The organism is Haloarcula pellucida (assembly GCF_014647235.1).
In the GTDB taxonomy this organism is placed as follows: domain Archaea; phylum Halobacteriota; class Halobacteria; order Halobacteriales; family Haloarculaceae; genus Haloarcula; species Haloarcula pellucida.
Window position 1 is genome coordinate 317,106 of sequence record NZ_BMOU01000001.1, and the last position, 12,387, is coordinate 329,492.

Sequence of the window (12,387 nt, forward strand, 5' to 3'; positions counted from 1 at the left end):
CCACTTCGGCCCGTGCAGCCGTCCGCCACTCGGTCACCGACCCCCTCACATCAGTTGGTTACCAACCGCGACGTCGCGCCCGACGACGCGTGGGTCCGCGCGGAGAACGCCACGCTCGGAGCCTGTCTCGACGCGGGCCTCGACGTCGAACTCGCGCTCGACCTCGCCCTGCTCCGCGTCCACGCGCCCGCGGTGGCGGACGCCCTCGGCGGACTGGCGTCCGTCGACGAACCGGTGTTCCAGACGGGTTGTCCAGTCGTCAGGGCGACGCCGGACGACCGGACCCGGATGCTGAACGCGCTCGGTATCGGGCGCGGCGAGCGTCCCTCGCTCTGGCGGGTCCGGGGTATCGACCGCATCGCGGCCGTCGACGGCGACGCGTGGCGGTACTATTCGGTTCCGAACAAGGAGGCGGTCCGGGTCCTCGACGACCCCAGCCCCGACCTGAAGGCCGCGATTCGGTCGACTATCGCCGACGTGCCCTGTACCGGGTTGTTCCCGTACGGGACGCTGGCTACGTGGACCGTCGCCGACATCCGCGTCGAACTCACCGCCGAGGAACTGTGGCTCGTCCGGGCCGACGGAGAGACCCAGTGGTACCCCCACGACACGTTGCAGGGCGTCGTCGTCGACCCGGCGGCCTGCGAACTCGTCCTCACGTGGCCGAGGCGGCGTGACGGCGCGTCCTCGTCGCTCGGTCGGGTTGTCGGCCGACTCCTCGACCGTCGGAAGGAGTCGCCGCCCCGATTCCTCCACCCACCCGACGACGCCGTACTGGAGGCGGCGGCGACGGCCTACGAACTCGTCGCCGACCGTCTCTGTCAGGACTTCGAGGTCCGCCGACAGGCGGGTGTCGCGGCCCGCGTGCGCGGGTGACGCCCCGACGCGTGGCTTGCGCTCGAATTGATCCGGAATTATGTGCGTGGCCGCACGAGTGACGGTCGTGCTGGTCCCCGAGCCCTCACCGGAAGCGGCGAGCCACGCCATCCTCTGGAACGGTGCCGCCGCTTGCGTGCCCGCGGCCGCGTGGGTCCGTGCCGAACACGCCGTATTGGCCACCTGTCTCGACCGCGGCCACACCGTCCACGTCGCCGTCGACGAGGCGGTGCTTGACGAACACGTCCCGGAGACGCTGGCGGCGCTGCGGTCGCTGGAGACCGGGTCCGACGTCCTCGACACCGACCTGACCGCGTTCCGTGCCACGTCCGACGACGCCGAGACGCTGTCTCGTGCCCTCTCCGTCGGAGACCTGTCGAAGCGGCCCGAAGACAGTCCTCGACCGACAGAGAGTGGGTGGCGAACGGCGGGCGTCACCGAACTCGCCGCAGTCGACGGCGACGACTGGCGGTACTACTCGGTGCCACGGCAACAGACCACACGGGCCGTCGCGGACCCGCCAGCGTCGTTCCGGACGGCGCTCGAAGCGGTCCTCGATGCCATTCCCGCCGCGGGGCTGGCGCCGTCGCCGCCGATTCGAGTCCCCGCCGTCGACGAGGCGCGAGCGTTGCTCACCGGCACCGGCCTCAGAAGCACGCACCCCGAACGCGACACGATGTTCTTCCCGTACTGGAAACTGGAGGCCGCCGTGGCGGACTCGGCGACTGGGTGCGTCCATCTGGAGTGGGAGACGCCGCGGTCGGCGGCATCGTCGTCGCTCGGGCGGGTGGTCTGGGCCGCAGTCGAGCGGATTCGAGAGACGCCGCCCGAACGGCTGGACCCGTCGCCGGCCGACTACGAACGCGTGACCGCCCTGCTCGAAACCGTCGGCGAGTCGCTGCGCTACGACGTCGAGTTCCGACGGTTATAGCTCCGCGAGGGTGTCGGCGACGTCGTCCCAGTGACTCCCTCGCCAGAAGTGCTGCCCGCAGTTCCGACACCGCCAGACGCCCTCCTCGGCGGGGTCCGGGGCGTAGTCCGGCGTCGGTTCGGTTCGGTCGACGCGTTCGACCGGGGCGTTGCAGGTGCCACAGTGGACCGGTTCGTCCGAGAGGTCGAGGTCGAACCCGGCCCCCGACAGCTCTCGGAGCTGGTCCTCGACGTCGCGTCGCGTGAGCAACAGCGCGTCGTCCATCTGCCGGGCCAGCCCTTCGTCTCGCGTGACCAGCCGACGGCCCTCGGTCCGGGCGAGCGCGAGGACGTCCTCGTCGGCCTCCGCCCCGCGGTCCAGCGCGTAGGCGGCGTCGTACCCGCACATCCGGAGATAGGACGACAGCTTGCCCAGCATCGCATCGAGCAAGAGCGGGTCCCGTCGGTCGGCGTCACTCATCGAGGAACTCCCGGACGCCCGCTGAATCCCGCGTGTTCAGGACGTCTCCGGCCTCGGCCCACCCGCGACGGGCCGTGTGGACGCCGTAGCGTATCTGTTCGAAGTTCCCGGGGCTGTGGGCGTCGGTGTCGATGACGATGGTCGCGCCGGCCTCGATGGCCTGCTTGACGGCGCTCCCGCTGAGGTCCAGACGGGCAGGACTGGCGTTTATCTCCAGTGCGGTCCCGTTGTCGGCGGCCACCTCAGCCAGTCGCTCGACGTCGACGTCCAGCCCTGCGCGTCGGTTCAGGTATCGCCCGGTCGGGTGCCCGATGACGTTCACTTCCGGGTGTTCGGCGGCCGCGACCAGTCGGTCGGTGCCGTCGCCGTCTAACGCCGCGTGTGGCGAGGCGACTACGACGTCTAGCTCGGCCAGCAGGTCGTCGGCAACCGAGATACTGCCGTCCTCGGCGATGTTGGCTTCGACACCGGTGAACACGTCGATGTCGGCGTCCGCTGCGACGGCCTCCACCTCGGCCAGTTGCTCGCGCAACTCCTCGTCCGAGACGCCGACGCCGCCGACCATCCCCGGCCCCGTCGCGTGGTCCGAGATAGCGATGTAGTCGTGACCGAACGCGGCGGCGCCCTCGACCATCTCCGCGACGGTGTTGCGGCCGTCGGACCACTCCGTGTGGGTGTGCAGGTCGCCGCGAACGTCGGCCTCGACGAGCAAGTCCGGCAGTTCGCGGTTCGCCGCGGCTTCGACCTCCCCGCGGTTCTCGCGCATCTCCGGCGGCATCCAGTCCATGTCCAGCGCCTCGTAGACGCCTTCCTCCGTCTCGCCGGCGATGCGCTCCCCTGCACGTTGGTCGTCGTCCTCCACGTCAGAGACGTCGAAGACCCCGTACTCGTTGACCTTCAGGTCCCGTTCGATGGCGCGGTTGCGGACCGCGACGTTGTGGTCCTTGCTGCCCGTGAAGTACTGGAGCGCTGCGCCGAACTCCTCGGGGACGACCACGCGCAGGTCGACCCGGACCCCGCCGGCCATCACGCTGGCTTTCGTCTCGCCGGCCTCGATGACGCGGTCCACGTCGGGCCAGTCGGTGAACGCCTCGACGACGGCCTCGTCCGCCGCGCTCCCGACCAGTACGTCCACGTCACCGATTGTCGGCTTCCAGCGGCGAAGCGACCCACAGAGCGCACACTTCTCGACGTGCTCGACGTCGCGCATGAACGACTCGACGCGCTCGCCGTAGGGTCGGGCCTCGCCCAGCAGGGTCCGCTCGTGGGCCGTCCGCGCGAAGTCGATGTTGTCGAGGATGTTCTGCTCGGTCTTCGCGCCAAAGCCCTTCACGTCCTGAATCTCGCCCGCCTCGGCGGCCGCTTCGAGTTCCTCCAGCGTCGTGATCCCGAGTTCCTCGTATAGCGTGCCGACCGTCTTCGGGCCGACGCCCTCGACGGCGGTCAGCGCCGCCATGTCGACCGGGAGTTCCGCGCGGAGTTCCGCTAGCTCCTCGATTTCGCCCGTCTCGAAGTACTCGACGACCTTCGAGGAGATGGCGTCGCCGACCCCCTCTATCTCGCCGACGGCGTCTTTTCCCTCCGCTGTGAGGTCCTCGATGGCCGCCGGGTGCTCCCGGATGTTCTCGGCGGCGCGCCGGTAGGCACGCGGTTTGTACTCGACGCCTGTCGCCTCCAGCAGGTCGGCGAACTCCTCCAGTCGTGTCGCGATTTCGTCGTTCCGACTCATGTTATCTCCCTCGACCGGCACGGCCCGTGCCGGAATCTGCGTCCTCGTGGCCCAGCGCCTTCCGCAGGAACTTCATCCAGCGCTTGGTGTCGGCGGTCTCCTGGGCCTTCGCCTCCGCTTCGAGGTCCGCTGGACCGAGTTGTTCGAGTGCGTTCAGCGCGCGGTCGATGCCGATGATAGCCTCGGCGAGTTCCTCACCGCGCTCGTAGCTTATCTCTCCGTCCTCTATCAGGTCCTTGCGCTCGATACGCTCGCGTCGGAGGTTCTTCTTCGCCCGGTCGACCCGCTCGCGCTCGCCGCGCGGTATCGTGTCCCGGCGCTTTATCTCGAAGACGAACGACTGCAGGTCTATCGCTTCCCCCTGGACGGTGATCTCGTCGGGGATCGCCATACCGACGGTTGCACCATCCCGTTCGATGCGCTCTAACAGCTGTTTGCGCTCGAACTCTTGCACTACCATTCCTTTCGACCCACGGGGTCTTACCCGCTTCGTTCGGGGCAGTGACCGCGTCGGTATCTTTTTCGTTCTCTCTATTCCTATATCAGTACGTAACGAACGTCGACAGTTCGGTGGCTCACAGTAAGATGTCCCTAACGTTCGAGACGACAGCGGACAAGCCCGGGGTCGAAATAATCGACCCGGTCGAGCGTCAGCGCTACCGACTGTACACCTCCTCGCCCGTCTCGCCGACGCCGGTTTCGACCGACGGATTCCGTTTCCCAGTCGGGTCGGCGGTCAGCATTCACACGAGCAGCATCGTCCTCCCGACCGTCGTTCCGGTTTACGTCCGTGACACGGCGGGCCAGATGGTCGCAGAGGTCAAGCAGTTCGAAGCCGAGACGGTTCCTGACGGCGCGTACAGCGTCGACCTCTGTACGCGCATCAAGACCTATCTCCGGGCCGACACCGGCTTCGATGTCAGCGTCGACATGGAACAGACACGCATCGACTTCGGCGACCCGACCGAGGTACGGGTCGGTGCCCGCTCGCGCCACGAACGGCCCGCGGCGACGGTCACGACCACCGGGGACCCCGTGGACATGATGGCTGCAGTCGAGACGTTCGGGTCGGCGCTGAAGACGACCGACCCCGAGCGCTCGTATCCCACGCTTCGGGGCCACCCGCCGGCGCTCGAACTCGGCGACAGCCTCGACGTGCCGTCGTCTATCGAGCGTCCCGACACGGGCGTCCACCTCGAACTCCCACCGGACCTCGGGTCTGTCTACGTCGCCGCCCCCCTCGCGTACTACCTCGGCGCGTCGGTCGACCCCGGGCCGGCGCCGCGCCTGTGGACCGACGACGGCTTCGAGTACTCGCTGTCGGGTCCGAGGGGCTACGAACACGAGGTCGAACGGACGCTGAAGCGACTGTTCTTCCTCGACTGCCTGACCCGGACCGAGGGGCTCTACCAGATAGACCTCCACGAGCGCCGCGCCGTGGAACCGTACCTCGACCTCGACTTCGCGGCGCTTTATGACCGACCGCTGACTGCCCAACTCGCCGCTTACCTCGACGTGCCCTACGAAATCATCGAGGACCACGTCCCCGAGTGGCGGTTAACGACGCACGTCGACCCCGCCGCGACCACCGCCCCGCAGTTGCCGTTCGTCGTCGACGACCTCGCCATCGTCCGGACCCATCAGACGACCCAGCGGACGGGCACCAGTACACCCGCCGGCGTCGACCAGACGCTCACCCGATCGACCGATTTCACGCGGTCTGCGAGCGCCGACGCCGAGGCGGACCACGGCCGGTTGGACTACGTCGAACCGCAGTCCGACGACACGCTCGAACAGGCGTGGATCGGCGACGGCGTCCCTATTGGCGCGACGAAACTCGTCCCCGAGGCGTTCCAGAACAGACTGGACCGCGAGACGACCGAGGGCGACATCACCATCAGGGTGGTCCAGAACGACGCCCGGATGGCCGAGGAACGCCAGGTTGCCGACGAAGTGTACGGCAACCGCTCGGACCTGCCGTTCGAGATAACCGTCCACGAGAACCTGACGACCGACGAACTCGCGACGGTCCTCACGACCGACGCCGACTTCTTCCACTACATCGGCCACATCGAGCGCGAGGGGTTCACCTGCGAGGACGGCACGCTCGACGCCGCGACACTGGACGACGTCGGCGTCGACACCTTCCTCCTCAACGCCTGCAACTCCTACCATCAGGGCCTGACGCTCGTCGAAAAGGGCGCTATCGGCGGCATCGTCACGCTCAACGAGGTGCTCAACGACGGCGCCGTCCGTATCGGCGAGTCCGTCGCCCGCTTACTCAACAGCGGATTCCCGCTCAGGGCCGCGCTCACAATCGCCCGCGAAGAGAGTATCCTCGGCGGTCAGTACATCGTCGTCGGCGACGGCGGGATCACGGTGACGCAATGTGCAGGTGGGTCACCTAACTTGCTCTCAATCGACGAATCCGGCGGCAAATTTGACGTCTCCATAACGAGCTATGCGACCGATCAAAAAGGAATGGGTACGATATTCACACCATTTATATCTAATACCGATAACTACTTTCTCGCATCCGGAAAAATAGGGCCCTTCACTCTGGCACGGGAAGAAACGTCAAAATTCCTTAAGCTAGAGGAGGTGCCTGTTAAGAAGGACGGGATGCTGTATTGGAGTTCCTCGTTAAAATTAGACTAGCGGACAGAACGGTATCTAGCTCTTTTCTCACACCAGACCCCTGAAGAGTACTTTGCTCTCAAAAGCTACTCATCCTGCACACGCTGTTTGGAAGGTGAACTTAGTTACACTCTTGAATGAGATTCAAGGGCCAGCGATACTTGCATTGTTTCCCGCCATCGCTCCTCCGGCCTGCGTGAGCAGGAGGAGAATCGTAAACAGTGCGCCAGCCATGCGTGGGTGTTCTGCGAGGAACTCTCGCATCGTGGTATCGGACATGATACAGCAAAACAATCAGCGCAGTTTATATTAAAAATTTCTGAAGTGTTCAGACATATATAAACTTATATTAAGTCGAAATCATGGGCAGAATCGCTGTATCCTACGGTTAGGGCCGTCAGGGGCGATATTCTATCCTACCGGTCGGGATCTGACGGTCACTCCCGTCCCGGCTGGCGGTCGTAGTGTCTTGCTAGCTATCGACTATTGGTAATAGGTCACTACCAGCACTATCAGTATTGTTTTGTGACCGGCCACTAGATAGTCGTGTAGAGCTACGCACAGATGGCAAACTACGAGCATACGAACGCCACCCGCTTGCAGTCGCCGATTTCAACCCACTGCGGGGCCGGACTGGCTCGCAATCGAGGTTTCGAGAGCGACGGGCTGTGGCGTACTGAGAGCGAAAACGGGCTGTCGACGGGTGGCGCATGACGACTGACGGGACCGCAGGCGGCACGATCGAACTGTCGCGCGACGTCCTTCGCGGGAGCCATCGCGCTTCGAACCGGAACGCCCCGCTCATCCGAACGGAGTCGTCTGACTCCGCCGAGGAGATGCAGTCAGAGGTGCCGATTCCGCTGGCGAAGGTCGAGACGGACCAGCAGATTCGCGTTCTGCACGTCGACGACAACCCGCAGATAGGCGACCTGATAGAGACGTTCCTCGAACGGGTAAACGACGAGTTCTGCGTTGTCAGCGAGACGAGCGCCGTGGCCGCGCTCGACCGCCTGCGCGAGGAGAGCGTCGACTGCGTCGTCAGCGACTACCAGATGCCCAACACCGACGGGCTGGAACTCCTCGAAATCGTCCGTGAGCAGTATCCCGACCTTCCGTTTATCCTCTTTACCGGGCACGGCAGCGAGGAGATAGCGAGTGAGGCGATTCAGGCCGGTGTCACCGACTACATGCAGAAGGGGACCGGAACGGACCAGTACGAAGTCCTCGCAAACCGCGTCGAGAACGCCGTCGAGAAACGTCGGACCGAACAGCAGTTCTGGAACGCGCTGTCGTGGTATCAGCGCCTCGTCGAACAGGAGATCGCCGGCGTTTGCATCGTTCAGAACCACGAGTTCGTCTACGTGAACCGGAAACTGGCCAAGACGTTCGGCTACACGCAGAGCGAACTCGTCGGTGCGTCGCCCGCGCGTATCACTGCCGCCGACGACAGTTCCTTCTTCGAGGACGTCCAGTCCGAGAACTACGGGGTTCAGGCGCTCGAGTCGACGTTCACCGGTATCTGCGCCGACGGCGAACGGGTGACCGTCGAAGTCTCTGGTGGCGCTATCGACTACGACGACGCGCCGGCGTGGATCGGCATCCTCCGGGCGACAGACGACTACCCGGAGAGCGAGGACTAGGGCCTCGGACGCTCGCTTTTGTCGCGGTCTCGCACAAGCACAACCCCTTTGGACGGCCCACCCGAAGAGCCGACAATGTCGGAGTGTGACGTCTGTGGTAAGCAAGAAAACATGCCCTACCAGTGCGGGCACTGCGGGGGGACCTTCTGTGCCGAACACCGGTTGCCCGAGTCCCACAACTGTGCGGGACTGGACAACTGGAACGACCCGCAAGGCGTGTTCGACAGCGGGTTCGACGACAGCGTCGACAGCGGCGGGTCGTCGCAGTCGGGCGGACTGACGGGCCGACTCGGGTTCGACACCGGTCCCGGTGGACCGATGGCGTACTTCCGCGGGAACATGACCTACGTGTTCCTCGCGGTGATGGCCATCACCTTCCTCCTCGAGATCGTCGTCCTCCGGGTACTCGGGAGCCAGCAACTGTTTCAGACGCTGTTCGTCCTCCATCCGAATAACCCGGAGTACGTCTGGACGTGGGTCACCTCCGTCTTCGCACACTCTCCGCGCGGGTTCTACCACATCCTCGGGAACGGCATCATCATCTACTTCTTCGGCCGCATCGTCGAACAGCAGTTGGGGTCGAAGCGGTTCACGGTGTTCTTCCTCGTCTCGGGGATGCTCGCGGGCCTCGGCCAGATTGCCCTACAGGCCGTGCAGGGGACCGGCGCCTACGGCGTCCTCGGTGCGAGCGGGGCCGCACTGGCTATTCTGGCGTTCCTCACGGTCCTCAACCCCGGACTCCGCGTGTACCTCTACTTCCTAATTCCGGTGCCAATCTGGGCCATCACCGGGTTCTACGTCCTGTTCAGCATCCTCGGGTCGCTGTCACCCGGGTCCGTGGGCCTCCTCGGGGGCAACATCGCCCACACCGCCCACCTCATCGGCCTCGCCATCGGCCTCTGGTACGGTCGGAAGTTCAAGAGCCAGATGCGCGTGCCCAGCCAACTCCAGTTCGGGCGGGGCGGTGGTGGCCCCGGCGGCCCGGGTGGACCGGGTGGACGCGGCCCCTTCTGAGATGGACGTCGTTCGCCCCGAGTTCGTCCCCGACCCGTCGCTGTCGACGGCCGAGATGGAGACGCTCCAGCGGGACATCGCCCGAGCGGCCGTCTTCGAAGACGACCACGCTGTCGACCCCGAATCGGTCGCCATCGACGGGCCGGTCGGACAGTCGACCCTCGGCGAGGCCGGCGACGGGTCTGTGGACGAACCGGATACCGACCGACCACTCGTCGCGGGCGTCGACCAGGCGTTCGTCGGTGACCGGGCCGTCTCGGCCGTCGTCGTCCTGCGCGGCCGCGAGGTCGTAGAGCGGGTGTACGCCGTCGAATCGACGGAGATTCCGTACGTTCCCGGACTGCTCTCCTTCCGCGAGGGCGGGGCCATCCTCTCGGCGTTCGCCGAACTCGACCACGAACCCGATATCGTGTTCGTCGACGGGAGTGGCCGCATCCACTACCGCGAGGCGGGCCTCGCGACGCACGTCGGCGTCACCCTCGACGTGCCGACGGTCGGCGTCGCGAAGAACCTCCTCTGTGGAACCCCCCGCGAGTCGCTGGACCGCAAACTCCCCGAAGGCGCGCGAGTCCCGATCGACGCCGACGACGAAGTGGAGACGGCCGAAAACGGGGTCTGCATCGGGTACGCCGTCCAGACGCGGCAGTACGAGTCAGAGACGCAGTACGTCAACCCGCTTCTGGTCAGTCCCGGCCACCGCGTCAGCGCCGAGACGGCCGCGGACCTCGTGTTGGCGACGGCCGCTGGCTACAAGCTCCCCGAGCCGACCCGATTGGCGGATGACTACGCCGACGAGGTCAAGACCGACGTGTGAGACGGCCGACCGCGACCGGGTGAGCTTAATTGTCCGGGGCGTGTCGGGCCCGCCATGGCCAAGACGGTGCTGATTACGGGTGCGGCCGGCGGCGTCGGTCGCGCGACCGCCGAGGCGTTTCTGGACGACGACTGGCGCGTGTGGGCGACGGCCGCCGACGAGGCCGACCTGACCGCCCTCGCCGAGGACGGCTGTGAGACGGCCGAACTCGACGTGACGAACGCGCGCGAGTGTGAACGCGTCGTCGAGGACGTGGTCGACGAGACGGGACGCATCGACTGTCTGGTGAACGCCGCGGGAACGGCCCAGTTCGGCGCTGTCGAGGACGTCTCGACGGCCGACCTAGAGGCCCAATTCGACCGCAACCTGCTCGGCACCCACCGGATGGTCCGAGAGGTCTTGCCACACATGCGCGCCCGGGAGAACGGGACCGTCGTCACCGTCTCCAGCGTTGCGGGCCGCCTCTCCCTCCCGGGACAGGGTGGCTACGCGGCCTCCCAGTTCGCCGTCGAGGGTCTGAGCGACGCGCTCCGCGTCGAGGCGGCGGAGTTCGACGTGGACGTGGTCGTCGTCGAACCCGGTCCCGTTCAGACCGCGGGCGAGGACGAAGCAGAACGGGGACCGAACGCCGAACAGACCGGGGCGTACGACTGGCTCTATCAGGCACGGGAAGACTCGCGACTCGCCGGCGTCAGGGACGCCGTCTCGGTGACGCCGGGCGCCGTCGCGCTGACCGTCCGCGACGCCGCCAACGCCAGCGACCCCGCCCCTCGCTACCCCGTCGGCGAGGGTGCGAAACTCCTCCTGCTCGCACGGCACGCCCCCGCTCGGTGGCGCGACGCCGCGCTCTCGGTCGTCCGAAAGCTACTCGACTGACTCAGTCGAGACAGGCCGCCACGACGGCGAGCAGTCGCTCGCCGTGGACCTCCTCTGCGAACAGCGGGACCCGGCGGACCTCGTGGCCCCGGAACAGGTCCTGTGCGCGACGGAGAGCGTCCTGTTGGACCTGCCAGCGGCGGGCACAGAACTCGCAGTCGTCGTGGTTCGGCCCGGCGATGTCCACTTCCTGACCGAGCACCTCGCTGGGGTCCTGCATCACGCGGTTGACGACGACGGTGCCGACGGGGATGTCGAACTCCCGCAACTGCCCGAGCAGGCGTTCGGACTCGACGACGGAGAGTTCCTCGGGAACCATCACGATACGGAAGTCAGTCTTCGTCGGGTCGCGCAGAATCGCCCGCAGGTGCTCGATGCGGTCGCTGAGTTCGCGCAGGTCCTCGATTCCCTCCTCGGGGTCGACCTCCTCGTCGCCGCCGAACATCCCGGTGAGGTTGCCCATCATCCCCGAGAAGCGCTCGCGCAACTGGAGAATCTTCCCGACCATCGAGTCCATCGTCTCGGGCAGTTCCAGCAGTCGGAGCGTGTGGCCGGTCGGTGCGGTGTCCACGACGACGCGGTCGAACCGGTCGTCGTCGATGTAATCGAGCAGGAGACGCATCGCGGCGGCCTCGTCGGCCCCGGGCATCGACCCGCCGAGGAGGCCGTCCTCGCCGCCGACGGGACCGCCGTCGCTGGCGCCGCCACCGCCGCCGAGCGGACCGTCGTCCCCGCCGAGCATCCCGCCGAGACCGCCCAGCGCGTCGTCTTCCATGCCGAGGGGGCCCTCGCCGACGGCTTCCTCGGGGTCGATTTCGGCGGCAAACAGCGGGACGTCGTCTCGGATTCGCGTCGGGGTCGCGGGAATCTGCGTCTCCAGCGTGTCCGACAGCGAGTGGGCGGGGTCCGTCGAGACGACGAGCGTCGCCGTCCCGTCGCGGGCGGAGGCCAGTGCGGTGGCGGCGGCACACGTCGTCTTGCCGACGCCGCCTTTGCCGCCGTATAGCACGTAGTCAGGTGCGTCGACACCGGTCGGCGCGTCGATGTCGTCGACTGCCTCGACGTCGAGGTTGTTCATACCCGGGGCTACGTCTCTGGCCTTGAGTACTTCCCGAAAACGACGCGATGGGTCCGGTGTGCCGTCGGCGTCGGGTGCGTCGTCCGACGGGGGACCACTCACGGGGACCGGTCGGCGCTACTGGCGGGAGGACCGTGCTTCGCGCACTTCGGCACCGTCGCGCAGTTTGTCTTCGCAATTCGGGCAGACCCTGGGCCCGTGTGCTTCGGAGGCTTCTGGTGTGAAGACCCGCACGTACTGCTCGGTTACGAACTCACCGCAGTTTTGACACTCGGGCATCTCTTGTAACACTCGAATGATTCTGTATAGGCTTTTTGTTGCCAACCAAAAGCT

The 12,387-nt window shown here is 66.3% G+C and carries 13 protein-coding genes; 7 read left to right on the top strand and 6 right to left on the bottom strand.

Translation table 11 applies throughout. From position 1 onward, the window contains the following. Positions 1-12: 12 nt before the first annotated feature. Entirely contained in the window at positions 13-876 is an 864-nt protein-coding gene (locus IEY28_RS01715; protein WP_188993959.1) for a hypothetical protein, read from the top strand. Positions 877-943: 67 nt separating this feature from the next. Beyond that, the gene (locus IEY28_RS01720; protein ID WP_188993961.1) at positions 944-1,807 is read left to right on the top strand and encodes a hypothetical protein; all 864 of its coding nucleotides are present in this window, start codon (positions 944-946) and stop codon (positions 1,805-1,807) included. On the opposite strand, the gene IEY28_RS01725 is transcribed toward IEY28_RS01720, so the two are convergent. The 3 genes from IEY28_RS01725 to IEY28_RS01735 are packed head-to-tail and all read right to left on the bottom strand — an operon-like array spanning position 1,802 to position 4,449. Then, entirely contained in the window at positions 1,802-2,266 is a 465-nt protein-coding gene (locus tag IEY28_RS01725) for a Mut7-C RNAse domain-containing protein (RefSeq protein ID WP_188993963.1), read from the bottom strand. The two genes, IEY28_RS01720 and IEY28_RS01725, sit on opposite strands and share 6 nt — an antisense overlap. Next, on the bottom strand, positions 2,259-3,995 hold the full coding sequence (gene polX / locus IEY28_RS01730) for a DNA polymerase/3'-5' exonuclease PolX (protein ID WP_188993965.1): 1,737 nt from the start codon (positions 3,993-3,995) through the stop codon (positions 2,259-2,261). The genes IEY28_RS01725 and polX overlap by 8 nt, the downstream gene beginning before the upstream one ends. Before the next feature lies 1 nt (position 3,996). Continuing rightward, the gene (locus IEY28_RS01735; RefSeq protein WP_166972977.1) at positions 3,997-4,449 is read right to left on the bottom strand and encodes a DUF5788 family protein; all 453 of its coding nucleotides are present in this window, start codon (positions 4,447-4,449) and stop codon (positions 3,997-3,999) included. Between the two features lie 131 nt (positions 4,450-4,580). On the opposite strand from IEY28_RS01735, the gene IEY28_RS01740 reads away from it, so the two are divergent. After that, the gene (locus IEY28_RS01740; protein WP_188993967.1) at positions 4,581-6,653 is read left to right on the top strand and encodes a CHAT domain-containing protein; all 2,073 of its coding nucleotides are present in this window, start codon (positions 4,581-4,583) and stop codon (positions 6,651-6,653) included. A gap of 123 nt (positions 6,654-6,776) precedes the next feature. Here the strand turns inward: IEY28_RS01740 and IEY28_RS20880 are convergent, their stop codons facing one another. Then, complete coding sequence (locus IEY28_RS20880; RefSeq protein ID WP_420842320.1) at positions 6,777-6,911, bottom strand: DUF7503 family protein; 135 nt, start codon at positions 6,909-6,911, stop codon at positions 6,777-6,779. Between the two features lie 431 nt (positions 6,912-7,342). Between IEY28_RS20880 and IEY28_RS01745 the strand changes: the two genes are divergently transcribed. The 4 genes from IEY28_RS01745 (at position 7,343) to IEY28_RS01760 (ending at position 10,976) form a co-directional block, all read left to right on the top strand. Continuing rightward, on the top strand, positions 7,343-8,272 hold the full coding sequence (locus tag IEY28_RS01745; RefSeq protein ID WP_188993969.1) for a response regulator: 930 nt from the start codon (positions 7,343-7,345) through the stop codon (positions 8,270-8,272). Positions 8,273-8,347: 75 nt separating this feature from the next. Then, positions 8,348-9,286: a rhomboid family intramembrane serine protease gene (locus tag IEY28_RS01750; protein WP_188993971.1), complete on the top strand. Its 939-nt coding sequence runs from the start codon at positions 8,348-8,350 to the stop codon at positions 9,284-9,286. 1 nt (position 9,287) lies between these two features. Then, a complete protein-coding gene (locus IEY28_RS01755) occupies positions 9,288-10,100 on the top strand; it encodes an endonuclease V (RefSeq protein ID WP_188993973.1) in 813 nt (270 codons plus the stop codon). Positions 10,101-10,154: 54 nt separating this feature from the next. After that, positions 10,155-10,976 (top strand): SDR family NAD(P)-dependent oxidoreductase, encoded by an 822-nt coding sequence (locus IEY28_RS01760; RefSeq protein WP_188993976.1) that lies wholly within the window; start codon positions 10,155-10,157, stop codon positions 10,974-10,976. A 1-nt stretch (position 10,977) separates the two neighbouring features. On the opposite strand, the gene IEY28_RS01765 is transcribed toward IEY28_RS01760, so the two are convergent. Both IEY28_RS01765 and IEY28_RS20885 read right to left on the bottom strand, forming a co-directional pair. Further along, positions 10,978-12,054, bottom strand: a complete 1,077-nt coding sequence (locus IEY28_RS01765; protein ID WP_188993978.1) for an ArsA family ATPase — start codon at positions 12,052-12,054, stop codon at positions 10,978-10,980. 117 nt (positions 12,055-12,171) lie between these two features. After that, on the bottom strand, positions 12,172-12,333 hold the full coding sequence (locus IEY28_RS20885) for a DUF7563 family protein (RefSeq protein WP_262176004.1): 162 nt from the start codon (positions 12,331-12,333) through the stop codon (positions 12,172-12,174). Between the last annotated feature and the right edge of the window lie 54 nt (positions 12,334-12,387).